General features: G+C 74.1%; 20 protein-coding genes. 10 read left to right on the top strand and 10 right to left on the bottom strand.

The window, feature by feature from the left end:
- Positions 1 to 29 precede the first annotated feature (29 nt).
- Positions 30 to 1,286 carry a glycosyltransferase 87 family protein gene (locus BUE43_RS32310; RefSeq protein WP_073490156.1) on the bottom strand — a complete coding sequence of 419 codons (1,257 nt, stop codon included), beginning with the start codon at positions 1,284 to 1,286 and terminating at the stop codon, positions 30 to 32.
- 281 nt (positions 1,287 to 1,567) lie between these two features.
- Here BUE43_RS32310 and BUE43_RS32305 point away from each other — a divergent pair, with 281 nt between their 5' ends.
- Positions 1,568 to 1,771 carry a cold-shock protein gene (locus BUE43_RS32305; RefSeq protein WP_073490155.1) on the top strand — a complete coding sequence of 68 codons (204 nt, stop codon included), beginning with the start codon at positions 1,568 to 1,570 and terminating at the stop codon, positions 1,769 to 1,771.
- Positions 1,772 to 1,839: 68 nt separating this feature from the next.
- On the opposite strand, the gene BUE43_RS32300 is transcribed toward BUE43_RS32305, so the two are convergent.
- Positions 1,840 to 2,721: a PhzF family phenazine biosynthesis protein gene (locus tag BUE43_RS32300; RefSeq protein ID WP_073490154.1), complete on the bottom strand. Its 882-nt coding sequence runs from the start codon at positions 2,719 to 2,721 to the stop codon at positions 1,840 to 1,842.
- 59 nt (positions 2,722 to 2,780) lie between these two features.
- On the opposite strand from BUE43_RS32300, the gene BUE43_RS32295 reads away from it, so the two are divergent.
- A complete protein-coding gene (locus BUE43_RS32295; protein WP_143174538.1) occupies positions 2,781 to 3,290 on the top strand; it encodes a hypothetical protein in 510 nt (169 codons plus the stop codon).
- On the opposite strand, the gene BUE43_RS32290 is transcribed toward BUE43_RS32295, so the two are convergent.
- The 5 genes from BUE43_RS32290 to BUE43_RS32275 all read right to left on the bottom strand — a co-directional run bounded on the left by BUE43_RS32290 (position 3,280) and on the right by BUE43_RS32275 (position 9,232).
- Entirely contained in the window at positions 3,280 to 4,119 is an 840-nt protein-coding gene (locus BUE43_RS32290; protein WP_234996043.1) for an ECF transporter S component, read from the bottom strand. The genes BUE43_RS32295 and BUE43_RS32290 overlap by 11 nt on opposite strands.
- Positions 4,116 to 5,735, bottom strand: a complete 1,620-nt coding sequence (locus tag BUE43_RS32285; protein ID WP_073490152.1) for an ABC transporter ATP-binding protein — start codon at positions 5,733 to 5,735, stop codon at positions 4,116 to 4,118. Before BUE43_RS32285 ends, BUE43_RS32290 begins: the two co-directional genes overlap by 4 nt.
- On the bottom strand, positions 5,732 to 6,862 hold the full coding sequence (locus BUE43_RS32280; RefSeq protein ID WP_073490151.1) for a hypothetical protein: 1,131 nt from the start codon (positions 6,860 to 6,862) through the stop codon (positions 5,732 to 5,734). Before BUE43_RS32280 ends, BUE43_RS32285 begins: the two co-directional genes overlap by 4 nt.
- A gap of 97 nt (positions 6,863 to 6,959) precedes the next feature.
- A complete protein-coding gene (locus BUE43_RS33985) occupies positions 6,960 to 7,868 on the bottom strand; it encodes a hypothetical protein (protein WP_143174537.1) in 909 nt (302 codons plus the stop codon).
- Positions 7,865 to 9,232 (bottom strand): prenyltransferase/squalene oxidase repeat-containing protein, encoded by a 1,368-nt coding sequence (locus tag BUE43_RS32275; RefSeq protein WP_143174536.1) that lies wholly within the window; start codon positions 9,230 to 9,232, stop codon positions 7,865 to 7,867. Before BUE43_RS32275 ends, BUE43_RS33985 begins: the two co-directional genes overlap by 4 nt.
- A gap of 458 nt (positions 9,233 to 9,690) precedes the next feature.
- Here BUE43_RS32275 and BUE43_RS32270 point away from each other — a divergent pair, with 458 nt between their 5' ends.
- From BUE43_RS32270 to BUE43_RS32245, 6 genes are all read left to right on the top strand, one after another.
- Positions 9,691 to 10,599 carry a LysR family transcriptional regulator gene (locus BUE43_RS32270; protein ID WP_073490166.1) on the top strand — a complete coding sequence of 303 codons (909 nt, stop codon included), beginning with the start codon at positions 9,691 to 9,693 and terminating at the stop codon, positions 10,597 to 10,599.
- A gap of 122 nt (positions 10,600 to 10,721) precedes the next feature.
- Complete coding sequence (locus tag BUE43_RS34570) at positions 10,722 to 11,387, top strand: DUF6198 family protein (RefSeq protein WP_073490149.1); 666 nt, start codon at positions 10,722 to 10,724, stop codon at positions 11,385 to 11,387.
- 54 nt (positions 11,388 to 11,441) lie between these two features.
- Entirely contained in the window at positions 11,442 to 12,131 is a 690-nt protein-coding gene (locus BUE43_RS32260) for an O-methyltransferase (RefSeq protein WP_073490148.1), read from the top strand.
- 104 nt (positions 12,132 to 12,235) lie between these two features.
- Positions 12,236 to 13,765, top strand: coding sequence for an MFS transporter (locus tag BUE43_RS32255; protein WP_073490165.1), 1,530 nt, complete (start codon positions 12,236 to 12,238; stop codon positions 13,763 to 13,765).
- A gap of 148 nt (positions 13,766 to 13,913) precedes the next feature.
- Positions 13,914 to 14,774 (top strand): MbnB/TglH/ChrH family RiPP precursor modification enzyme, encoded by an 861-nt coding sequence (locus BUE43_RS32250; RefSeq protein WP_073490147.1) that lies wholly within the window; start codon positions 13,914 to 13,916, stop codon positions 14,772 to 14,774.
- 1 nt (position 14,775) lies between these two features.
- Entirely contained in the window at positions 14,776 to 15,624 is an 849-nt protein-coding gene (locus tag BUE43_RS32245; RefSeq protein WP_073490146.1) for an HvfC/BufC N-terminal domain-containing protein, read from the top strand.
- Positions 15,625 to 15,664: 40 nt separating this feature from the next.
- Here the strand turns inward: BUE43_RS32245 and BUE43_RS34900 are convergent, their stop codons facing one another.
- Positions 15,665 to 16,171, bottom strand: a complete 507-nt coding sequence (locus tag BUE43_RS34900) for a hypothetical protein (protein ID WP_073490145.1) — start codon at positions 16,169 to 16,171, stop codon at positions 15,665 to 15,667.
- 333 nt (positions 16,172 to 16,504) lie between these two features.
- Here BUE43_RS34900 and BUE43_RS32235 point away from each other — a divergent pair, with 333 nt between their 5' ends.
- On the top strand, positions 16,505 to 17,314 hold the full coding sequence (locus tag BUE43_RS32235) for an SAM-dependent methyltransferase (protein ID WP_073490164.1): 810 nt from the start codon (positions 16,505 to 16,507) through the stop codon (positions 17,312 to 17,314).
- A gap of 160 nt (positions 17,315 to 17,474) precedes the next feature.
- Positions 17,475 to 19,589: an EAL domain-containing protein gene (locus tag BUE43_RS32230; protein ID WP_073490144.1), complete on the top strand. Its 2,115-nt coding sequence runs from the start codon at positions 17,475 to 17,477 to the stop codon at positions 19,587 to 19,589.
- A gap of 624 nt (positions 19,590 to 20,213) precedes the next feature.
- Here the strand turns inward: BUE43_RS32230 and BUE43_RS32225 are convergent.
- Together BUE43_RS32225 and BUE43_RS32220 are read right to left on the bottom strand one after the other, a co-directional pair.
- Entirely contained in the window at positions 20,214 to 21,707 is a 1,494-nt protein-coding gene (locus BUE43_RS32225) for a CoA-acylating methylmalonate-semialdehyde dehydrogenase (RefSeq protein ID WP_073490143.1), read from the bottom strand.
- Positions 21,704 to 23,008, bottom strand: coding sequence for an aspartate aminotransferase family protein (locus BUE43_RS32220; RefSeq protein ID WP_073490142.1), 1,305 nt, complete (start codon positions 23,006 to 23,008; stop codon positions 21,704 to 21,706). Before BUE43_RS32220 ends, BUE43_RS32225 begins: the two co-directional genes overlap by 4 nt.
- Positions 23,009 to 23,424: the final 416 nt, after the last annotated feature.

Raw genomic sequence — 23,424 nt, 5'->3', positions numbered from 1 at the left:
TCGGCCACGAGCGCCGGGGTGTTCCGCTGTCACGCCGGCACGGTCGCGGTGCTCGCTCGGTGTGGTCCCGGCGTCGCCGGGCCGACGGAGGTGTCGGGCACGAGCGCACCGCGTGATCGGGCGGCGAGGGCCAACAGCGCGAGGGCCATGAGCACGTAGCTGGCGGCGAGGGGCTGTTGCCACCAGGACAGCGAGCCCCGGTCCTGGGCGGCCAGCGTCTCCCAGTGCGGGCTGGTCGTGACGATCACCAGGACGCCCGCGGCCGTCCACCACGACGCGATGTCGCGCGTCCGGAGGGCGTGCCGGAGCAGGACGAGCGCCAACGGCGCCGTCCAGACCCAGTGGTGCGACCAGGAGATCGGCGAGACGAGCACGGTGGTGGCGCACAGGGTCAGGAAGGCCGTCACGTCGTCACCCGCGGCGCGGGCGCGTCGCACCACGCGCAGCGCGACCAGGCCGACCGCGAGCGAGAGCAGGAGCCAGACGGGTGTCGCCGTCGCGGCCGACAGGCCGAGCCGTTCGAGGACTCCCCTGATCGACTGGTTGCCCACGTACGCGACGGTGCCGACCCGGGACGGGTCGAGCACCGCCCGTGTCCAGTAGTCGAGCGAGCTGGCCGGCGCCATCACCCACCCGACCAGGGTGCACCCGAGGAAGGCCAGCCCGGCCGTGGCGGCGGCCCGCCACTGCCGGTGGGCGAGGAAGAACACCACGAACACCGCCGGGGTCAGCTTGACCGCCGCCGCCACGCCGACCAGCGCGCCCCGGGGCCAGCGCGGGGACCTGGCGAGGCAGTCGGCGGCCACCACGCCCAGGAGCAGCAGGTTCACCTGGCCGAACAGCAGGGTCTCGCTCACCGGCTCGAAGAGCAGGGACGCGCCGACGAGGGCGGCGGCCAGGCCCCTGGCCGTGGGCTCGTCGGGCGTCGTCCGCCGCGCCACGAGCAGGAGCGTGCCCCAGAGCGCCAGCAGGCCGGCCGCCGTCAGCAGCACCACGCCGAGCAGCACCGACGAGGAGAAGAGGGCGACGAAGGGCAGCAGGGCGAAGGGCGGGTAGGTGAACGGCAGGGTGAAGTCCGTGCCCGGCAGGGCGGGGATCGGCACCCGGTACAGCGCCTCGCCCGCGAGCCAGGCCCGCACGCCGCCGGCGTAGACCCTGGCGTCGACGAAGGGGAGCGCGGCCGGCAGCTCCGCCAGGCTCCAGGCGAGGACCGTCGCCGTGATCGCGGGCGCCAGCAGGGGCCAGGGCCGAGCCGGGGGGAACCGCGACGGGAGCTGGCCGAGCACTCGTCACCTCGATCGTCGTCGACGGCGGTTGCGCGCCATGTGTACTCCTGGCCCCTCGGCGTCCCACGCGCGGGGCGGCGGAAATCCGGTTCCGGCACGGGGAAAACGTGACGCGTCGGTGACCGTGTCACCCGGGGGTGGGGTAGACCGGATGATCGTGCACCCCGATCGGGGGTGCTTTGTTGCGTCGCTCTTGAGGGGCTACTGGCTGCAAGCAAGCATTACGTGCCGTAGTTGCGGCGGCGGGACGGCCGCCGTGTCGAGAAGAATGGACGACGAGCGTGGCGACGGCAACGGTCAAGGAGTACAACCCCGACAAGGGCTGGGGATACATCGCACTCACGGACGGCTCGGGCGACGTGTATGTCCACTGTTCCCAGATCCAGGTGGAGGGCAGGCGGATCCTGACGATCGGCCAGCTGGTCGAGTTCGAGGTGTCGCACGGCCCGGTCGGCCGGCAGGCGCGGATGGTCCGTCCGCTCTGAGGGTCCCGTCGTCGGCGTCGCGCCGACCCGTGTCCGCCCCTCCTCGCACGAGGGGCGGACACGTCCCGTTACCGGGCAGGCGGAACCCGGAGCGCGCCGGCGGCCACCGGGACCACCCCGCCCCGCACCCACACCCGCTCCGCCCGTCCGGCCGACGCCCGCACCCGACCGACCAAAGTGGACGGACGGCCCACCTCGGCCCCCTGGTGGACCGCGTACCGCGCCCCGCCCTCGGCCGGGAGGAGACCGCGGTCGACGAGCCAGGCCCCGAGCGCCAGCGCGGCGCTGCCGGTCGCCGCGTCCTCGCCGCCCTCGGCCGTCGCCCGGAACATCCGCACCACGAAGTCGTCCGCGCCCCGCCGCCCGACGACCACCAAACCCCGGCCGGTCACCGCCGCCCGCAACGCGGCCTGGTCCGGCACCGCCCTGGCGACGGCGTCCGGGCGCACCAGCAGGAACGAGAAGTCGACCCCAGCGCCGGCCACCCCGGCCGGCACCCCCGCGTCCACATCGGACTCCCCGAGGCCCGCCGCGGCGGCCAGCGCCCGGGCGGACAGCGCGGGACCGACGACGGGGTTGCCGCCGGCCACCTCCGCGCCCCGCTCGTCGACGGTCACGTCCACGAGGCCGATGCCGCACTCCTGGCGGACCGGGCCCTGCGGGATTATGCCGTCCCTGGCCAGGACCCACGCCGCGCCCACGCTGGGGTGCCCCGCGAACGGCATCTCCACCCGGGGAGTGAAGATCCGCAGCCGGTAGTGCGCGTCGGGACTGGTCGGCCGCATCGGGAAGACGGTCTCCGACAGGTTGAACTCCCGCGCGACGGCCCGCAGCGCCTCGTCGGGAAGCCCGTCCGCGCCGTGCACCACGGCCAACGGGTTCCCGGCGAACGGCCGGTCGGTGAAGACGTCGACGACGTCGTAGCGCAGCGGGAAGAGGTCGGCACCCATAGGGAGTGAATCTACGGACTCGCCCGGCTCCGCCCGGAACATCGCCGGACACTCGGGTCATGGCTGGACGGAGGACACCGGTAGCGCCCGCCCTGGTCATGGCGGGCCTGGCCGCGTTGTGGAGTGCGCCGGTCGCGGAGGCCCGCGCGGTCGAGATGGGCTGCCTGATGCGGGGCGACGTCCGGTTCTCGCCCGGCGTCACCGGCGACCCGCAGCACGTGGAGATGACCGTCACCGGCTCGCTCTTCGAGTGCCAGGGCAGCACGCCGCACGCGGGCGCGGAGTTCCGCGGCGCCACGACCGGGAAGCTGAGCTGCGGCGGTGGGGACGCCAAGGGCGCCATCGAGATCACCTGGGACGGGCGGAACAACAGCGTGGTCGACCTGACCGCCGACAAGGTCGACGACCTGCCGCCGACCTTCCGGGGGAAGGTGGCGCGCGGCGCGATGGAGGGCCGCGCGGTGGAGGTGCGGATCGAGGCGGTCGACGGCGCCGACCCCGCGGACTGCGCGAAGTCCCGGGGGATCACGGCGCTGGGGATCTACGGCTCAGCCGACTTCAGCTCGTAGGCGGCCGGACGATCGTCACCGGCGTGTCGAAAGCGGCCCGGTGGACCGCCCTGCGCAGCGCGGTGAGCACCCGGGAGCCGGCCAGTGCCACCAGGCCCGCGTTGAGCAGGGCGCGCGGCACGTCCCAGCCCAGCGAGGTCGCCAGGTAGAACGCGGCGTAGCGGCGCAGGTTGGCCAGCGCGCCCTCGCCGGCGGCGAAGCCCAGCGGCGAGGCGTGGTCCACGGTGAGCGGCCAGAACCAGAGGTTCATCACGAGGCCGTAGCCGAGGCCGGCGACGACCGCGTAGCCCGCGAGCGCGAGCACCTCCAGCCGGCCGCCGGCGGGTCGGCGGGGCAGGAGTCCCGCGCCCAGCCCGATCCAGGACGCGGTGAGCATCTGGAACGGCAACCACGGGCCGACGCCGGCGGTCAGCAGCGCCGAGGCGAACATCGCGGTGCTGCCGAGTGCGAACCCGGCCGCCGGCCCGAGCACCCGGCCGCCGAGGACGAACACGACGAACATCGGCTCGATCCCGGCCGCCCCCGCGCCGAAGGGGCGCAACGCCGCCCCCACGGCCGACAGCACGCCGAGCAGGGCCACCGTCTTGGCGTCGGCCGCGCCGTCGAGCAGGGCGGCGAGCACCACGGCGAGGACGAGCACGGTGAGCACCGCGAACAGCCACGGGGCGTCCCGCTCGTGCGCGACCGGGGAGTCGGAGCGGGCCACGAACGGCCAGCCGAAACCGACCACCCCGACGACCGAGGCCAGCACGAGGGCGACCGCGGCCCGCGGGCCGATCCTGGGCAGGCTCGGTGTACGTCCACTGTGGACGATGAAGTCCCCGGTCACGCGCCGCCGCCCAGGAGCGAGCGCCGCACGTCGTCAACGGTCAGCAGCGGGGCGGGCGCGAACACCTTCGCCACCTGGGGCGCGAACGCGGGTGACGCGGACAGCGCGGCCGCGGCGGGGGCGTCGGTGATCACCTCGCCCTCCGCGAGGACCACGACCCGGTCGGCCACCTGGGCGGCGAGCTCGACGTCGTGCGTCACGAGCAGGACGCAGCGGTCCGCCGCCGCCAGTCGCCGCAGCACACCGGCGGCGCGGTGCTTGGCGGGGTAGTCCAGGCCGCGCGTCGGCTCGTCGAGCAGCAGGAGGCGGGGCGCGCGGGCCAGGAGCACGGCGAGGGCCATGGCGAGGCGTTGCCCGCAGGACAGGTCCCGGGGATGCGCGGCGCCGGGCACGTCGGGGACGAGTTCGGCGAGGAGGGCGGCGGTGCGGCCGGCCGGGACGCCGGCCTCGCGGTCCGCCGCCGCGCACTCCCGGTCCACCCGGTCGGCCAGGAGCAGGTCGGCCGGTTCGGCGGGGACGAGGCCGACCGACCGCGCGACGTCGCGGCGGCGCTGGCGGGCCGGGTCGCCGCCGTTCACGGTGACGCGGCCGGACCGGGGCCGGTGCAGGCCCGCCAGGCAGGAGAGCAACGTGGACTTGCCGGCGCCGTTGCGGCCCATCAGGGCCACGACCTCCCCGGCGTGCAGGTCGAGATCCACTCCGCGCAGCGCTGGAACGGGACCGTGCCGAGCGGTGAGCCCGCGTGCGCTCGCGACCACGTCGCCTCGTTCTCGCGCTGTCGCGAGGGGCGGTGCGGAGACCGGCACGGGCAGCCGGGCCGCGCGGCGGCGCGCGTCCCGGACGCTGAGCGCGACCGGGTTCCAGTCCAGGAGCCGGGACAGCTCGACCACCGGGGGCGCCACGGGCGCCTCCGCCAGGACGTCTGCCGTCGCGCCGAGGGTCGGGGGCCGACCGGCTCCCGGGACGAGCAGCGCGCTGTCGGCGTACTGCGCGACCCGTTCGAGGCGGTGCTCGGCGAGGAGGACCGTGGTGCCGAGGTCGTGCACGAGGCGTTGCACGGCCCCGAGGACCTCCTCGGCGGCCGGCGGGTCGAGCGCGCTGGTCGGCTCGTCGAGGACGAGGAGCGCGGGCTGGGCGGCGAACGCGGCGGCCAGCGCGACGCGTTGCTGCTGGCCGGCGGAGAGCGCGGTCAGCGGGCGGGCGCGGAGCTCGGCCATGCCGAGCAGGTCGAGCGTCTCCTCGACGCGGCGGCGCATCACCTCGGGGGCGACGCCGAGGCACTCCATCCCGTAGGCGATCTCCTCCTCGACCGTGTCCGCGACGAAGGCGTCGGCCGGTTGCTGGGGCACCACGCCGACGACGTCGGCCAGGTCCCGGGGCCGGTGCGCCGCCGTGTCCCGCCCGGCCGTGCGGACCCGGCCGCGCAGCGTTCCGCCGGTCGCGTGCGGGACGGAGCCGTTGACCGTGCGCAACAACGTGGACTTCCCGCTGCCCGTGCTGCCGATCACCAGGCACAGCTCGCCCTCGGGCACCGCCATGTCCACAGTGGACAGTGTCGGGCGGGTCGCTCCCGGGTAGTGGAACGACACGGACTCCCAGTGGACGACGGGATTCATGTGTCCTCCGGGGTTCCGGCGGGTGGTGGGGGTGGAGTCAGGTGCGCCGGGAGCAGGGCGCAGAGCACGCCCAGCGCGGCCAGGGGCGGGAGCCCGGGTGGTTGCAGCGACCACGGGTCGGGCGCGAGGCCCGAGTCGACGCCGCCGAGCGCGGCCGTGGCGACGAAGAGCCCCGCGCAGGCGGTCCCGGACGCCAGCGCGAGCCACTCGGGGAGCAGGAACCGGTCGGGTCGGTAGCGCGTGCGGACCACTGCCCGCCCACCCATCCGCAGGCCGACGACGCACCCGACCGCGCCCGCCAACACCAGTACGGGGCCGAGCGTGCCGGTCGTGACCGCGCCGAGCGGTCCGATGTGGAGGGTCGTCGAGCCGTCGAGCAGTCCGTACAGCCCGAGCACCACGCTGAGCAGCCCGCCGAGCAGCGCGGTGGCCGTGGCCCTGCGGCGTCCGACGGGCACGATGGCCCGCCGGCCGTACCCCCGGGCGTCGAGGGCGGCGGCCGTGGTCATCGCCCGGTCCAACGCCTCCTCCAACACCGGGCCGATGATCGTCAGCGCGCCCCGGACCCCGCGGTGTGGCAGGGCGCGCAGCCGGCGGGCTCGGCGGACCCGGCCGACCGCGGTCACGAGCTGGGGCGCCGCCGACAACGCCACGACCACCGCGACCCCCAGCTCGTGCAGCGCCCTCGGCAGGGTGCGCAGCAGGCGGGACGGGCTGGCCAGGGCGTTCGCCGCGCCGAAGCAGACCATGACCGCGGCCAGCCGACCGCCGTCGCCCAACGCCGCGAGCACCGCCTCCGCCGTCACCGGTCCACCGACCCGGACGCCGGTCAGCCACGCGGGCAGGGGGAGCTGCGGCAGGACGACCAGCACGGTGGCCCCGCCCGAGCCGACCACCAACGCCTGGAGCGCCACCCGGATCGCCACGATCACGAGGGCGATCCGCAGGAAGACGCGGTAGGCGGACGCCCAGGGGGCCTCCGTCCGCCGCGCCGCGACGACGTAGCCGGCGGCGATCGCGAGCAGGAGCAGCAGCACGAGGTTGGTGGTGCGGCTCGCCGCGACCGCGACACCGGCCGCCCATCCCCACCACGCGACGGGGTGCAGCGTGCGGGGCGAGCCGCTCACCCCGCGACTCCCGACGCGACCGCTTCCGACCCTGGGTGTCCACTGTGGACTGTGAGCCTGCGCTCGATGGCAGTGCGGGGCTGGTGGTCAGGGTTGGTCAAGAACGTCTCCTGCGGATCTGCCAGGAGACGCCGCCGGCCAGGACGAGCGCCGCGACGATCCCGATGGCCAACGGCCACGGGAAGCCGCGCGAAGTGTCCTCTTTGGACATATGGGTGGTGTGGTCGGGAGATGGGGGTTTCGGAGCGCCGCTCCCCGGGCCCGCCGACGTGGTGGGTGTTCCTGTTGGGGTCGAGGTGGCGGAGGCTGGCGCAGAGGAGGATGGGGACGGCGTTTCCGTTGGGGTCCCGCTCGGCTCCTGGGGTGGTCGCTCCTCGTTCTGCGGCGCGGGATCGTTCGGGTGCTGCCCGTCGGGATGGCGCGGGGCGGGATTCGGCCCGTCGCCGCCGGGGTTCCGGTCCGGTGGGCCACCGCCGGGCGGAGGGTTGACCGGCGTGCCGCCCTGGTGGGGCGGGGGAGCGGGAGGTTTCACCGCGCTCCTGGGCTGTGGTGGCTCGTTGTCTCCCTCGTCCTGCCACACCCAGGCCTCGATGCTGCCTTTCGGCGGCGTGCGGTAACTCGCGCCGCTGTTGCTGTACACCCAGGTGTCCGTGTCCGGGAGCATGTACCAGTAGGACCAGTAGGTGTCCCGGTCGACGACGCCGCAGCCCGCGCGGGGCGAGCGGTCGATCGCGCAGGCGAAACCGCCCGCGTAGGCGCCGGTGCCCAGCGTGACGTCGAAACCTGCCTGGCGCAGGGCGTCGAATCCGTCCCGGGGGTCGTTCGCGCAACCGGTTCTGGTGCCGTACCCCGGGTTGTCCGGCACGGCACGTGTTTCGACGACGACCAGAACTCCGCCACAGCCTTCCGCCGCCTCCGCCTGCGGAATCCGCGTCAGCGCTGGTAAGAGCAGCGCGGACGCCAGAAGTGCGGTGACGGTGGGGAAAGCGCGCGGTGAGCAGATCACCGGGCGGCCCTCCGCCGCGTCCTGGCGAGCACCACCAGGGTGAGTCCGGCGAACACCAGGACAGTGCCGAGCACGACGAGGTCCCCGACGTCGGCTCCGGTCCGGGCGAGGGACTCGGTACTGGTCCGCGCCGCCCGCGGGCGAGGCTTGTGGCCGCCGCCGAGATTTCCCTGTGCCGCGGGGATTTTCGTGACAGGTGGTGCGACAGGAGCCGGCACCGCGGTGGTCGGCGCCGTGCTGCTCGTCGGCGTGTTGCCCGCCGTGGTCGTCGGGGGCGCGGTCGGGGAGGTGGGCGACGGGGTGGTGCTGGACGTGGGCGGGCAGATCAGGGTGGGCAGGTCCGGCCGTCCGGTCGCGCCGTCGATCTCGGCGAGGGACTTGCCGGCCAGCGCCGGGATGACCTGAGCGGTGCTGCGCAGCGTCGACCCCGTCACGACGGGGTGTTGGTGGCCCACCGCGCCCCGGTCGACCGCCGGCCCGGAGCAGCCGACCTGGCGACCCAGCAGCCAGGCGAGCCCCCGGTCGGCGGCCTCGGCGCGACCACCCGCGCGCAGCGCCTGCACCGCCAACGCCGTCGAGTTGGAGTTGGCCTGCGCGGTCGGCCCGGCGCCGCCGAAGCCGCCTTCGGCGTTCTGCCGGCCCTGCAACCAGTCCAGGGCCGGGGCAGCGGCGTCGGCCCGGCCGACCGCGAGCAGGGCCTGGACGACGATGCCCGTCCCGTCGGTGTCGCTGCGGCACTCGCTCTGCTCGGTCCAGTAGAAGACCGGGAACCCGCCGTCGGCGCACCGGGTGCGGACGAGGAAGTCGACCGCCTTGGCGGGCACCGCGTCGCGGCCCTGGCGGTACAGCGCCAGCAGGGCGAGGGACTGGGTGAACGTGGTGGCGGCGGGCTTGCCGTAGAGGAGCTGGAAGAACTGGCCGTCGTCCCGCATCTGCTCGTGCAGCGCCAACAGGAGGTCCTGGCCGCCGAAGTCGTTCGGGTCGCGGTGCTGGACCTGGGCGAGGAGCGCCAGCTTGGCGAGACCGCCGGTGTTGATGTCCTTGCCGCTCCCGCCCCGGAAGTAGGCGTCGACGTTGCGGGACAACCAGGTCGTGGCCCTGTCGGCCGCGTCGCGGCCGACGCCGGTGGCGGCGAGGCCGAGCACGACGTCGGCGGTGAGGCCGTAGTCCGCTCCGGCCGGGCTCTCCACCCGCTCGCCGTCCTTCAGCTGGCGGCCGGCCCAGCCCGCCGCTGCCGCCGCGGGGTCGAGGGTGCTCCCGGCCAGCGCGACGCCCTGGGTGGACGGGAGCGCCAGCGCCAGTGCGGCCAGGAGCACGACGAGTAAGGACGCGGCACGGCGGCCGCGATGGCGTGATGGGGCCATGACGTTCTCCTCGGTGCGCTGTCCACGCCCGGACCGCCCGACGAGCCGCGTCCACGGCCGCCACCGGCCCGCCGACGCGTCGCGCCCGCCTTCCCGCTCTCCTGGCAACGCCCGGGAAACGCTGCCAGGGAACGCTGGCCCCGGCGGTGCGCGTGGCGGGAGGAGGGCACGGCGCCCACCAGGCTCCGTCCCGCAGACCTCGACGGTGGTTGGAGCCGTTCGCGCCGCCACGGGTGGTCGGGCTCGCCGCGCGCCTCCCGGGCGCGCGACCCACCGTTGCGGGTCAGCGCCGGACTTCGACCGGTCTTCCCCCGTGCGGCGCGTGTTCAGTTGTCCAGCCCGCCCATGCTCGCCGACCGGGAGATCCGGGGTCAACGGCGAAGCGGGTGTTCCTGTCCGTCCTGCCCGACATCTGTTCTTTCCCGCGACGAAACCACTGGCGACTACGATTGCGGTTCGTGCAATCCGTGGATCTGAACCTGCTGGTGGCCCTGGACGCGCTGCTGGAGGAGGAGAGCGTCACCGGCGCGGCCGAGCGGTTGCACCTCAGCGCGCCGGCGATGAGCCGGACCCTGGCCAGGATCAGGGCGGCGCTGGGCGATCCGATCCTCGTGCGGGCCGGCCGGCGGTTGGTGCCGACGCCCCGCGCCCTCGCCATCCGCCAGCAGGTGCGGTCCGCGCTCCAGGAGGCGCGGGCGGTCCTGCGCCCCGCCGGCGAGGCCGGCATGGAGACGGTGCGGCGCACCTTCGTGATCCGCTCCAACGACGCGATGGCGAACGCGCTCGCCCTGCCGCTGGCCCGGCGCGTCCGCGACCAGGCGCCCCTGGTCACCCTGGGGTTCGCGGCCGAGGGCGAGGAGGACGTGGCCGCGCTGCGGGACGGGCGGATCGACCTGGACGTCGGCCTGTTGGAGCCGCTGGGCCCGGAGGTGTGCAGCGAGAAGTTGTACGTCGACGAGTTCGCCGTCGTGGTGCGCGCGGACCACCCGCTCGCCGACGGGCCGGTGACCGCACAGCGGCTGGTCGAGTTCCCGCACGTCAGCGTCTCCCGTCGGGGGCGGGCGCGCGGCCCGCTGGACGACGCGCTGCACGAGCTCGGGTTGTCCAGGACGGTGTCGCTGGTGGTGCCCGCCTTCTCCACGGCGCTGGCCGTCGTCGCGGAGTCGGACCTGGTGGCCACGATGCTCGCGCGGATCGCGACGTGGAGCCTCGCCCCGGAGCGCTTCGCCGTGCGGCCGCTGCCGGTCGCGTCGACTCCGCTCGTGATCGGTCAGTCGTGGCATCCCCGGATGGACGCAGACCCGGCGCACCGGTGGTTGCGGGAACAGGTTGTCGCGGTGTGCCGGGAGGCCGGGGCCGAGGGTTGAGGGACGGTTGACGGACGGTTGAGGCGGGCGCAAGGAATCATTGCGGAAAAGGAACTGGTTCGGACGGGGAACTCCGCCTAACGTCGAATTCGGTTTCCTGATTCCGAATTCCTGGAGGACCCGTGGTCGACGCCGCGGTTTCGCCCGTCCGCCCGCAGTCCGACGTCCGCGCCCGGTTGACGAGGTCGTTCACCTACCTCGGCGGGTGCGTGGTCTTCGCCGTTGGCGCCTATTTGTTCGTCCACTCCCGGCTCGGCACCGACCCGCTCGACGTGTTCACCCTGGGCCTGCTGCGGCACGTGCCGCTGACGGTCGGCGTCGTGCAGGCCGGGGTCGCGGTGGTCTGCCTCGCGGTCGTCGCGCTGTGGACCCGCCGTCGGCCCGCGCTGTCCCCACTGCTCACCTTCTTCGCCTGCGGCAGCCTCATCGACCTGCTGATCTGGGCTGATCCGGCCCGGGGGCTGGGCGCGTGGCCGGCGTTGGCGCTCGGGGTCGCGCTGTGCGCCGAGGGCTCGGCGCTGATCATCATGAGCGGCTTCGGCGTCCGGGCGATGGACCTGCTGGCCCTGGAGGTCGCCGCGCGCCGGCGGTGGCCGTTCTGGGCGGCCAAGGGCGCGCTGGAGACCCTGCTGCTGCTCGCCGGCTGGGCGCTCGGCGGACCGATCGGCATTGGCACCGTGTGCTTCCTGGCGGGTGTGGACCTGCTGATCCAGCCGTTGGTCCGAATTCAGGTCCGCGCCGGGATGGTCGACCGCTCCGGCGTGGATTGCGCCGGGCGCAACCATTAGTTGACGAACGGGCAATGGATTTCTTCTCCGCCCATTTCTACGGTGGGTGGTGCGATGCGTGAGAGGAAGAAGATGTTGGGACTTTCCGATCCCCGTGTGCGCGCCGTGCTTGACGAGATCGCGGCCGAGCAGGACCGCGTGGACGCGGTGGAGCAGCCGAAGTTGTTGGAGGTGGTGCGGGCCCGGACCACGCCGTGGACGCCGGAGGAGCTGGCCGACGCCTGCGCCAGCGGCTACTACGCCGCGCCGGCGGCCATCGGTCGCATGCTCTACGCCACCGTGCGGGCGATGCGGCCGACCACGGTCGTGGAGTTCGGCACCTCGTACGGCTTCTCGACGATCCACATCGCGGCCGCCCTGCGGGACAACGGGGCCGGCCGGGTGATCACCACCGAGCTGCACGAGGGGAAGGCCGACGCGGCGTGGCGCAACATCCAGCGCGCCGGCGTCGCCGACCACGTCGGCGTGCTGGTGGGCGAGGCGAGCCGGACCCTGGCCGCCGTGCCCGGCCCGGTGGACTTCCTGTACCTGGACGGCTGGACGGAGTTCTACCTCGACGTGCTCCGGGCGGTCGAGCCGAAGCTGCGGCCGGGAGCGCTCGTGCACGCCGACGACACGGTGAAGTTCGCCGCCGGCGCGCGGAGGTACCTGGACCACGTGCGCGATCCGGCCAACGGGTACGTGTCCGTGGCGATCGCCGACGGGCAGGGCCTGGAGCTGTCGAGTTACCTGGGGGCGTCGTGACCCGAGCTCAGGAGCCCCAGACCCGCGCGCCCCAGATCCGGGAGCCGCGGACCCGGGAGCCGCGGACCCGGGAGCCGCGGACCGGGGAACGGGGCGCGGAGCCGGTGGGCGGGGACGCACCGGGCGCCGAAGCCGGGGGCGGGCGTCGCGGGCTCTTCACCTTCGCGGTCGGCCTGTGCGTGGCCATGGTGTTCGGCCTCGGGGCGGCGGTGAACCTCGCGGTCGGCCGGCTGTCGACCAGCGCCCTGCACCCGTCCGCCACGCAGGTGCTCTGGATCGTCGACACCTACCTGGTGGTGTTCGGGTGTCTGCTGATCCCGGCCGGCTCGGTCGGCGACCGCTTCGGCCGCAAGGGCGCGATGCTCACCGGGCTCGCGGTCCTCACGGTCGGCTCGGTGGGGTCGGCGCTCGCACCCACCGTGCCGCTCCTGCTGGTCGCCCGCGCGGTCACCGGCGCCGGCGCCGCCCTGGTGCTGCCGAGCAGCCTTCCGCTGCTGACGCAGGTGTTCCCCGCCGACCAGCGCGGACGGGCGATCGCGACGTGGACCGCGATGAGCAGCGTCGGCGGTGTGGCCGGCAACGTCCTCGGCGGACTGGTCCTGCAGTACTTCGACTGGCAGATGCTGTTCGCCGCCGCCGCGCCGCTGGCCGTCGTGGGGATGGCGCTCGTGGCGGCGACCGCGCCCCGCGTGCCCCGGCACGAGCGACCGCTCGACCCGGTCGGCGTGCTGGTCCTCGTCGGCGGTGTGCTCGCGCTGCTGTTCGGGATCATCGAGGGCCAGCGGGACGGGTGGCTGGCGCCGGTCGTGCTCCTCGCGTTCGGCGCCGCGGCGGTCCTGCTGACGGTGTTCGTGCTCGTCGAGCTGCGGAGGGAACACCCGCTGATCGACCCGCGCGCGTTCCTGCGACCGGGACTGCGCTCCGGGGCGCTCGGCATCGTGGTCTCGTTCGTCGCGATGTACTCGGTCTTCGCCCTCAACGGCCAGTACCTGATGAGCGTCAAGGGTTATCCCGCGGTGCTCGCCGGGTTCGGCACGTTGCCGATGGCGGTGATGATGTTCGTCGCCTCGCGACGGGCCGCCGGCCTCGCCGAGCGGATCGGCGCCAGGGCGGTGGTGGTCGGCGGCCTCCTGGGCGTGGCCGCCGGGCTCGCCCTCTACTCGCTGTGCGGGCCGGACACGCCGTACCCGCTCTACGCGCTCTGCGTGCTCCTGGTCGGCGCCGGAAGCGGCCTGTCGAACCCGTTGCTCTCCACGGCGATCCTGTCCGCGCTGCCGGCCAGCCGGGCGGGCGTGGGCTCGGGGATCAACAGCTTCAGCCGGGAGTTCGGCGGCGCGCTGGGCTTCGCGTTGTTCGGAACCCTCCTCAACGGGGCGTTCGGGCCGGCGCTTCCCGCGTCGCTGCGCGAGTTGCCGGGCGAGGCGGGCGAGGCCGCGCGCAGGGCGGTCGGCTCGGCGCTGGCGCTCGTCCACGAGCGGGGCGGGCCGGAAGCGGCCGCCGTGGACCACGCGGTGCGGGTGGCCTTCTCGGACGCGGCGGGGTTCGCGCTGCGGCTCGTCGCGGCGCTCGTCGCGGTCGCGACCGTGCTGGTGGTCGTCTGGTACCCGGCCCGTCGGCCGGCCGAGCCGTCCTGATCACCCGGGCCGGGACGGAGCGCCCGCCTGGCCCGACACTCCCTCGAACAGCGGAATGTCGGGTCCGGGCGGGGGAGATGGCTGGCAACGGCCGGACATCCGGGCTACTTACGAACGGGGGCGACCACTCGGCGGAGGGATCTGGCTGATGAGGACCGGAACCCCCACACGCCGCCGGCTCGGCACCCGCTGGCTCGGGTTCGGCGTGGGACTGCGCCTGCCGCATCTGGACTACGTCCGGCAGCGATGGCCGGCGCTCGGCTTCTTCGAGGTCGTCACGGAGGACTTCATGGACTCCCACGGCGCCCGGCGCCGGGCGCTGGCCGAGATCGCCGAGCGGTACCCGGTCGTCCTGCACGGGCTGGCGCTGTCCGTCGGCGGCTGCGACCGGCTCGACTACCGCTACCTCGGCCGGCTGCGCGAGCTCGCCGACGAGGTCCGCGCCGAGTGGGTGTCCGACCACGTCGGGTGGACCGGCGTGGACGGCGTCAACACCCACGCCGTGCTGCCGATGCCCCGCACCGAGGAGTCGTTGCGCCACCTCGTGCGGCGCATCCGCACCGTGCAGGACGCGCTGGAACGGCCGCTGGTGCTGAAGAACACCAGCAGCGCCTTCGAGTTCGCCGCCTCCACGCTGTCCGAGTGGGAGTTCCTGGCCCGGATGGCGGACGAGGCCGACTGCGGGCTGCTGCTCGACGTGAGCAACGTGCACGTCTCGGCGGTGAATCACGACTTCGACCCGGTGGAGTACCTGCGCGCGCTGCCCCACCACCGGGTGGTGGAGATGCACCTGTCCGGGCACACCCACCACGGCACGCACGCCGTCGCCAGCCGGGACACCCCCATCTCCGACGCCGTGTGGGAGCTCTACCGGCTGGCGGTCGTGCTCACCGGCGGCGCTCCCACCGTGGTCGAGTGGGACGACCAGCTCCCGGCGTTCCCGGTGCTGCTGGCCGAGCTGGACAAGGCGCGCCGGCACGCGGCGACCGCGTTGTGGGCGGGGGTCTGAGATGTCCGCGGCGCCCGAGCCGGACCTGCTCGCGACGCAGCGGTGGTTGCAGCGGGCGCTGCTGGCCCAGGACGGACCCGGACCCGAGATCAACTCGCTGCTCACCGGCTCGGCCGCGCTCACCCCGCGCCAGCGGTTCGCGGTCCTGCGCAGGAACCACCAGCGACGCCTCGCGGCCCGGATGCGCGAGCTGCACCCCGCGCTGATCCAGCTGCTCGGCAGGGAGGTCTTCGACGCGTTCGTCCTCGACCACGTGAAGGCCAACCCCGCGCGGTCGCACCGGTTGAGCCGGTTCGACGCGGAGTTCGTCGACCACCTCGCCCGCACGCGCCCCGACGCCCAGCTCCCGCCGGAGCGGCGCGATCCCACCGTCGACATGGTGCTCGACCTCGCCCGGTTCGAGCGGCTGTACAACCAGGTGCTCGACGGACCGGGCCGCGAGGACGATCTGCCCGCCACCGAGCTCGCCGACCTGCCCGAGGAGGACTGGCCGTCGGCGCGGCTCGGCCCCGCCCCCTGCCTGCGCCTGTTCCGGGCGGGGTTCACCGTGCACGAGTACCTGGCCGCGGTGCGTCAGGGCGGGGGGCAGGTGCCGCCGAGGGCCCGGCCGGTGTTCCTCGCCCTGACCCGGCACGGCCTCCAGGTGCGGGTGCACGAGCTGACCGCCGACGCCCACCGCGTGCTCACGTCGCTGCTGCGCCGCGCGCCGCTGGGCGAGGCGCTCCGCGACGTGGACCGGGACCTGGCCAGGACCTGGCTCCGGGACTGGGGCGAGCACGGCTTCCTGGTCGCCGCCGCGGGTGACCCCGCCCCCAGACCCCGGGCCGTCGCCGTGTCGGAGTCGTCCTGAGCGCCGTCCTGAGCGCCCGCGGGCGCTGGCGGAACGGGACTCAGAGCCAACCGTCCTCGTCGTCGGTCATCGCGTCGACGATCGCGTAGCCGGCCACACCTCCGGCGACGCCGAGGGCCGCCGCGCCCAGCATGCTGCCCATCCCCGACGACTGGCGGTGCTGCTCGTGGTGGTGGGGGTGCTGGTGCTGCTGCTGGTGGGGGTGCTGTTGGTGGTGGTGCTGCTGGTCGTAGTGCGACGGCGTCGGGTTCGCGTGCTGCGCCGGGGCGGCGTGCGGCTGAGCCGGGTTGGCGGCCTGGGGCGCCGCGGCCGGGGCCGCTGGGGCCGCCGGAGCGGCGGGAGCCGCCGGGGCAGGCTGGGCCGCGTGGCCGCCGCGCGCGAACTCCAGGAGCACGGCGGTCCGCTGCTCCGGGGCCAGCAACGCGAACGTGTCGTTGTGCACCTGCTCCAGCCGCTCGACCGGCGTGCGGCTGAGCAGGGTCCGGTACCGCTCCACGACGGGGTCGCTGGCCTGGCCGGTCGCCGGGCTGGGGTAGGGGTGCGACATGGTTCTCCCTCGGCTGTCGGGTGTCCTCCCGCAGAGCCTGTCCCGGAGCGCGGCGGCCGGGCATCGGCTGCCTGGCCGGGGCAGGGGGCCGAACGGCTGATCAAGGAAGCCCCGCGCTCGGCCGTTGTGCCGAGGGGGAACGTCGTGGCCAGGGCGGGAGCGCCCCGATCGGGCGGCGACGGGTGGGCCCGCCGCACCGGCCCGGAGCCGGAGTCGGTCGCGCACCGTGCCCGGTTAGCCCGTTCGGCCGCGTCCGGTCGGGCGGACCAGCGCTGGACTGACTGCCCACTCTGGGTAGTGTGTTGGCTACCGATCGGGAGTGTGAGGTGCGTGGTGAACGAACGGTCGAGCTGGGTTCCCCAGGGTGTGAACGTCGAGCTGCCCAGCGCCGCTCGCGTCTACGACTACCTGTTGGGCGGAGGCCACAACTTCGCGGCGGACCGGCAGCTCGCGGAGCGGTTCGCGACGGCGTTGCCGGGATCGCGGGACATCGCCCGGCTGAACCGGGCCTTCCTCCGCCGCGCGGTGTTGTTCATGGTCGAGCGCGGCGTCGACCAGTTCCTGGACGTCGGCTCCGGCATCCCCACCGTGGGCAACGTGCACGAGATCGCGCAGGCGGCCAACCCGGAGGCCCGCGTGGTGTACGTGGACAACGAACCGGTCGCCGTGGCGCACAGCCAGCTCATCCTGGACGGCAACGACCGGGCCGGCGCGCTCCAGGAGGACCTGCGCAACCCCGAGGAGATCCTGGACCACGCGGTCACCAGGGGGCTGCTGGACCTCGACCGCCCCGTCGGGCTGCTGATGGTCGGGGTGTTCCACTTCGTGCCGGAGGACTGGGGGCCGCGCGCCCTCGTCGACCGGTACCGCTCGCGGCTCGCCTCCGGCAGCTACCTGGCGCTGTCCCACTTCACCGCCGACAGCCGGCCCGTGGAGATGGCCGCGATGGTCGAGGTGATGAGCCGGAGCAAGGACCCCATCCACCCGCGGACGCGCGCCGAGATCGAGGCGTTGTTCACCGGGTTCGAGCTCGTCGAGCCCGGCGTGGTGAGCACCGCCGACTGGCGGCCCCGCGCGCCCGGCGACGGCGCCGCCGGACCGGAGCGCGACCAGATCTACGCGGGCGTCGCCCGCCTTCCCTGACCGGGTGGACAACCGTGGACCAGCCTGCCCTCCGCCTGCCCGACCTGTGGGACGAGGTGACCCGTGCCGACGAGAACGCGTTGTCCCGCACCGGTTTCCCGCCCACCCGCGCCCGTCGTCGGGCGCGGGCGCCCCGCGGACGTGGGTGGTTGAGACAGGCATGAGGAGGCCTCCGACAGGCGGGCCGGACGGACAGCGGCAGCCGGAGAGCGCCGTCCGCGACCGGCTCGTGCGGGACTGGTCGGTCGCGATGGCCACGAGCGTCTTCGTGCCCGTGCCGCACGAGGAGATCGAGCGCCGGATCGCCGAGCTGGTCGACGCGTTGGTCGGGGTGCTGCGGGCCGAGCCGTTCGTCCCGGACGCGGCCGCGCGGACCGGTGGCGACCTGGTCCGCGCCGGCTTCAGCGGGCAGACGAGCCTCTCCCGCACCCTGGACCTGCTGGCCGACTCCCTGCCCGACCTCGCGGGGCCGACGTCGCCCGAAACCGACGCGCGGGTCCACGCGGTGCTGGGCTGTCTGGTGACCGGCTACGTGCAGGCGACCAGGGAGCTCGTCTTCGAGCAGCAGGAGGGGGTCAAGCGCGCCCTGCTGCGGGCCAAGGAGCAGGCCGAACGCGACCTGTGGCTGAGCGAGGCGCGGTTCCGCGAGGTCTTCGGCACCTCGGCGGTTGGCGTCGCGGTCACCGACCTCGACGGCGGGTTCGTCGAGGTCAACCGGTCGCTCAAGGAGATCGTCGGGTACACCGGCGCCGAGCTGACCGACCGCCGGCTGGCCGACCTCTTCCACCCCGACGACGCCGGCGCGCTGACGGAGATCTACCGGCGGCTGCGCGACGGGAAGTCGGAGCGGGTGCGCGAGCAGTGGCGGCTGCTGCGCAAGGACGGCGACACGGTCTGGTCCTACCTCGCGGTCTGCCTGCTGCGGGACGCCGAGGAGGAGCCGGCCTACCTGGTGACGATGGTCGAGGACATCACCGACCTGCACCTGCTGCAACGCGAGCTGCGCAAGCAGGCGTTGCACGACGCGCTGACCGGGCTGCCGAACCGGCAGGCCCTGGTGCCGGGGCTGGAGCGGATGGTGGCCGGGAGCGACGGGATCACCGTGCTCCAGCTCGACGTGGACGGCCTCGGCGTCGTGAACGAGGGGCTCGGGCACGGCGTGGGCGACGAGGTGTTGCGACGGGTGGCCCGGCAGCTCGGCGCGTTGTTCCCCGCCGACCGGGCCGCGCTGGTGGCCAGGTTGGGCGGCGACCAGTTCGTGGTCGCGGTCGACCACTCGGCGGGCCGCCCGGACGTGGCGGCGCTGGTCGGCCGGATCAACGAGGAGTTGGCTGAGCCGGTCTACCACGGGGAGCACGGGGTCGCGGCGTCGGTGAGCGTCGGCGTCGTGCAGCGGGAGACCCGGGGAGCGAGCGCCGGCGAGCTGCTGCGGGCGGCGGACAACACGCTGCGCCGGGTCAAGGGGCAGGGCAAGCGCCAGTGGGGCCTGTTCGACCCCGAGCGGGACGCGCGGGACCGGGCGTGCTCGGCGCTGGCCGCCGGCATGTCGGGCGCGTGGGAGAACGGCGAGATCCGGGTCGACCACCAGCCGGTCGTGTCGTTGCGGGCCGACGGCGAGGTGCTGGCGGTCGAGGCGGTGCTGCGCTGGGAACACCCGGACGTGGGCGAGGTGTCGCACGAGCGCTGCCTCGCCATGGCGGAGTCGGTGGGGCTCGGCCCGCCGATCGCGAAGTGGCTGTTGCGCGAGGCGGGCGAGCAGGCGCGGGCCTGGGGTGAGCTGGCGCCCGCCGTCGGGGTGGCGCTGGACGTCCACCAGGCGACCGATCCCGACCTGGTCGGGGAGGTGCGCGGCGTGCTGGCCGAGTTCGGGCTGGCACCGGAGCGGCTGCGGCTGGGCTTCCCCACGTCGGTGCTGCGGGAGGAGAACGACGACGCGTGGGACAACCTGCGCGTGCTGACCGGGCTGGGCGTGCGCACCTACGCGCACGGGTTCGGGCTCGGCGCGGTCGACCTGGCCTGCGTGGAGGAGCTGCCGCAACCGGTCGTCGAGTTCACGCCGGAGCTGGGCGCGCGGGTGGCCCGGCGGCCGGACTCGGCACTGGCCCGGATCACCGTCGACGCCGTGTCCGTCCTCGGTGGACTGGGCGTGACCGTGATCGCGGGTGGGGTGGAGAGCGCGGAGGACGCCGACTGGTGGCGGTCGGCGGGAGCCGACGGCGCGTGGGGCGCGCACTTCGCGGCGCGGGGCCTTCCGCAGGGAGTGGACGCCCGGTGACCGGTGACCGCTGACCGTGCCGCCGCGTCGTCCCGTCGAATTCACTCAGCTGGAGAGGCTGCCCGGCAGCCGAATTGTCAGTGTCCCCTGAGACGCTGAAAAAGGGGGTTCCCCTTACTCAGGGCTGGAGTCGCGCGCGAGAGTGGCTCGTCCACAAAGGACAGTCAGGGGCACTTGCCTGGCCCCGGAGAATTCACTCGGTTGGGGAGGCTGTCCGACGGCGGAACTGTCAGTGCTCCCTGCGATGCTGAGAAAGGGGGTTCCCCCATACTTAGGGCTGGAGTCGCGCGCGCGAGGCCGAAGTGTCCATAGAGGACATTTGGGGGACGATTGGGGTGCGCTGACCCAGGAGAGTTTTTCGGTAGCCGCGAGGAAGAAGTTCGGTCGCTTGGTCGAAGACACGACCAATCGCGGGTCGAGTTTCGCCAATGCCCAAGAGCGGGAACCCGGGAGGAGAGGGCGGTGGTGGCCCCGACTCCACCACCGCCCCGGCCGGGGTGGCGCGTCGACCCCGGCTCCCCCGGGGCGATCACCGCCGGGTCCGCCGCCCGAGCAGGAGGGCGATGGGCCGCGCCGGCGGAACCACCCCTTCTCGACGCCCTCAGGGATTCCGCGAGGAAAACCTCAGTGATTCCGGGGAAACCCGAGGTTGACCCCACCGTGCGACGGGTCGAGCCAGCGGCTCGTGACCACCTTGCCGCGCGTGAAGAACTGGACGCCCTCGGGGCCGTAGGCGTGGGTGTCCCCGAACAACGACGCCTTCCACCCGCCGAACGAGTAGTGGGCCACTGGCACCGGGATCGGCACGTTCACCCCGACCATGCCGACCTCCACCTCGTTCTGGAAGCGCCGGGCCGCGCCCCCGTCGTTGGTGAAGATCGCGGCGCCGTTGCCGTACGGGTTGTCGTTGACCAGGCGCAACGCCTCCTCGTACGACGGCGCCCGCACCACCGACAGCACCGGGCCGAAGATCTCGTCGGTGTAGACCGACATCTCCGGCCGCACGTGGTCGAAGACCGTCGGGCCGAGCCAGAAGCCCCGCTCGTCGCCGTCGACGGGGTGCGCGCGCCCGTCGACCGCCAACGTCGCCCCCTCGGCCACCCCGGCGTCGAGGTAGCCGGCCACCCGGTCGCGGTGCGCGCGCGTGACGAGGGGGCCCATCTCGCAGCCGGGGCGCCGCCCGTCGCCCACCCGCACCTCGGCCACCCGGCGGCGGATCCGCTCCACCAGCTCGTCGCCGACCGGGTCCACCGCGACCACGACGGAGACCGCCATGCACCGCTCCCCCGCCGAGCCGAACCCGGCCGACACCGCCGCGTCGGCCGCCAGCTCCAGGTCGGCGTCGGGCAGCACGACCATGTGGTTCTTCGCCCCGCCGAGCGCCTGCACGCGCTTGCCGTGCCGGGTGCCCGTCTCGTACACGTGCCGGGCGACCGGGGTTGACCCCACGAACGACACCGCCCGCACGTCCGGGTGCTCCAGCAGCCGCTCCACGGCGACCCGGTCGCCGTGCACCACGTTGAACACGCCCTCGGGCAACCCGGCCTCGGCCCACCACGCGGCCAGCAGGTTCGCCGCCGACGGGTCCTTCTCGCTGGGCTTGAGCACGACCGTGTCTCCGCACGCGACGGCGAGCGGGGCGAACCACAACGGCACCATGGCCGGGAAGTTGAAGGGGGAGACCACCGCGACGACGCCGAGCGGCTGCCGGATCGAGTACACGTCGACCCTGGTCGAGGCGTTCTCGCTGAACCCACCCCTGAGCAGGTGCGGGACGCCGCAGGCGAACTCCACGACCTCCAGGGCGCGGTGCACCTCGCCCTCGGCGTCGGCGAGCACCTTGCCGTGCTCGGCGGTGACCACCTCGGCCAGCTCGCGGCGCCGGGCGTTGAGCAGCTCGCGGAAGGCGAACAGCACGCTGGCCCGCCTGGCCAGCGAGGCGTCCCGCCACGCGGGGAAGGCCCGCGCCGCCGCGGCGACCGCGAGGTCGACCTCGGCGGGTCCGGCGAAGTCCACTTGCGCGCTCACCGCGCCGGTGGCCGGGTCGAACACCTCGCCGACCCGCTCGGCCACGCCCTCCCAGGGCTTGCCGTCGATCCAGTGCGGGACGCGGTTCACCGGGTCATCTCCTGTCGCGTGCTCTCCAGGGCGGCGGTCAGCGCGGCCAGGCCCTCCTCGGTCTCGTCGTCGGTGAGCGTCATCGGCGGGGCCAACCGGACCACGTTGCCGTGCAACCCGCCCCTGCCTACCAGCAGGCCCCTGGCCCGGGTCTCCTCCAGCACCCTGGCGGCCGCGCGCGGGCTCGGCGCGTCGCCGCCGGGCTCGACCAGCTCGACGCCGATCATCAGGCCGACGCCCCTGACCTCGCCGACGATCTCGTTGCGCTCGGTGGCGGCCCGCAGCCCGGCGAGCAGGCGGGTGCCCTGCTTGGCCGCGTTCGCCTGGAGGTCGTGGTTCTCCAGGTAGTCCAGCATCGCGACGGCGCCCGCGGTGGCGAGCGGGTTGCCGCCGAAGGTCGAGAGCGAGTGGGCGGTGATGGCGTCCATCAGCTCGCCCCTGGCCACCACCCCGCCGATCGCCAGTCCGTTGCCCAGCCCCTTGGCGAAGGTCATCGCGTCCGGCACGACGCCGTGGGCCTGGATGCCCCAGAAGTGGTCGCCGGTGCGGCCCCAGCCGGTCTGCACCTCGTCCGAGACGAGCAGGATGCCGTGCTCGTCGAGGACCTCGCGGAAGGCCGCGAACAGCCCCCTGGGCGGGATGGCGAACCCGCCGACGCCCTGGACCGGCTCGACGACCATGCACGCCACGTCGCCGGCCGTGGCGGTGGCCAGCACGTCCCGCAGGTCGGCGACGCAGGCGTCGACGTAGTCGGCGTCCGAGAGGTGGCGGAACGGGCTGCGGTAGCGGTAGCCGCCGTGCACGTGGCTGACCTGGAGCGGGCTCAACGAGGTCGCCGACCACCCCCGGTTGCCGGTGATCGCCACCGTGCCGAACGCGCGCCCGTGGTACGAGTTGCGCAGCGCCAACACCTGGTTGCTGCGGCGGTGCTGGGTGGCCAGCATCAGCGCCGTCTCGTTGGCCTCGGTGCCGGAGTTGGTGAAGAAGACCTTGGCGTCCGGGATGCCGGACAGCCGGGCGATGCGCTCGGCCAGCTCGACCTGGCTCCGGATCAGGTACAGCGTGGAGGTGTGCAGGACGCCCTTGGCGACCTGCGCGGTGATCGCCTCGTTGATCTCCGCGATGTCGTAGCCGATCGCGTTGGTCAGGATGCCGGCGAAGAAGTCCAGGTAGCTCCGCCCCTCGGCGTCCTCGACCCGGCGTCCGGAGCCGCGCGTGATCTCGATCGGCTCGTCGTAGTACAGGGTGAGCCAGGCCGGCATGACCGCCCGGTGCCGGGCCAGCAGCTCGGCGTGTGCCATCGGTCCTCCCCTGCTGAGCGCTGTGGTGGGTGTCCGGTGATGGGGCGCTGTCGCGGCCCTGCCGTGGTGCCGGTGGTCGTGGCGCCCGCGTTGTGGGGACGGCGGGGGCATCCGGGGCGGGACGGCGGCCGTGCGCGAAAGGGGGCGTCGCGCACAGCCACCGGTCCGTGTGCTCCCCGCGACAACGCGGGGTCAGCGCCGAGTGTCGGGCTTCGAGGCCGCTCGCGGCTATGGACAGAGTGTTCGTGATACCGGTTCGGGCGATACGTTGTGTTCGGTCGGCGCAGTGTTCGACTGGCCCGCTGTTCGGCAGGGGCGGACTCCGGCTGGCGCGGCGTTCGATCAGCGCGGCGTTCGATCAGCGCGGTGCTCGATCGGTGTGGCGTTCGGTTGGTAGGGCATGCGATCGGTGCGGC

Origin of the sequence: Streptoalloteichus hindustanus (assembly GCF_900129375.1) — a bacterium.
In the GTDB taxonomy this organism is placed as follows: Bacteria; Actinomycetota; Actinomycetes; order Mycobacteriales; family Pseudonocardiaceae; genus Streptoalloteichus; species Streptoalloteichus hindustanus.
The sequence above is the reverse complement of the archived record's forward strand: the minus strand, read 5'-3'. Positions and strand labels throughout refer to the sequence as shown.

What these genes read in the sequence shown, in the direction of transcription:
- BUE43_RS32300 (WP_073490154.1), bottom strand. Translation starts at nt 2,721, where the DNA reads ATGGGTGCCGACCTCTTCCCGCTGCGCTACGACGTCGTCGACGTCTTC.
- BUE43_RS32295 (WP_143174538.1), top strand. Translation starts at nt 2,781, where the DNA reads ATGGCTGGACGGAGGACACCGGTAGCGCCCGCCCTGGTCATGGCGGGC.
- BUE43_RS32285 (WP_073490152.1), bottom strand. Translation starts at nt 5,735, where the DNA reads ATGAATCCCGTCGTCCACTGGGAGTCCGTGTCGTTCCACTACCCGGGA.
- BUE43_RS32275 (WP_143174536.1), bottom strand. Translation starts at nt 9,232, where the DNA reads ATGGCCCCATCACGCCATCGCGGCCGCCGTGCCGCGTCCTTACTCGTC.
- BUE43_RS32260 (WP_073490148.1), top strand. Translation starts at nt 11,442, where the DNA reads ATGCGTGAGAGGAAGAAGATGTTGGGACTTTCCGATCCCCGTGTGCGC.
- BUE43_RS32250 (WP_073490147.1), top strand. Translation starts at nt 13,914, where the DNA reads ATGAGGACCGGAACCCCCACACGCCGCCGGCTCGGCACCCGCTGGCTC.
- BUE43_RS32245 (WP_073490146.1), top strand. Translation starts at nt 14,776, where the DNA reads ATGTCCGCGGCGCCCGAGCCGGACCTGCTCGCGACGCAGCGGTGGTTG.
- BUE43_RS34900 (WP_073490145.1), bottom strand. Translation starts at nt 16,171, where the DNA reads ATGTCGCACCCCTACCCCAGCCCGGCGACCGGCCAGGCCAGCGACCCC.
- BUE43_RS32230 (WP_073490144.1), top strand. Translation starts at nt 17,475, where the DNA reads ATGAGGAGGCCTCCGACAGGCGGGCCGGACGGACAGCGGCAGCCGGAG.
- BUE43_RS32220 (WP_073490142.1), bottom strand. Translation starts at nt 23,008, where the DNA reads ATGGCACACGCCGAGCTGCTGGCCCGGCACCGGGCGGTCATGCCGGCC.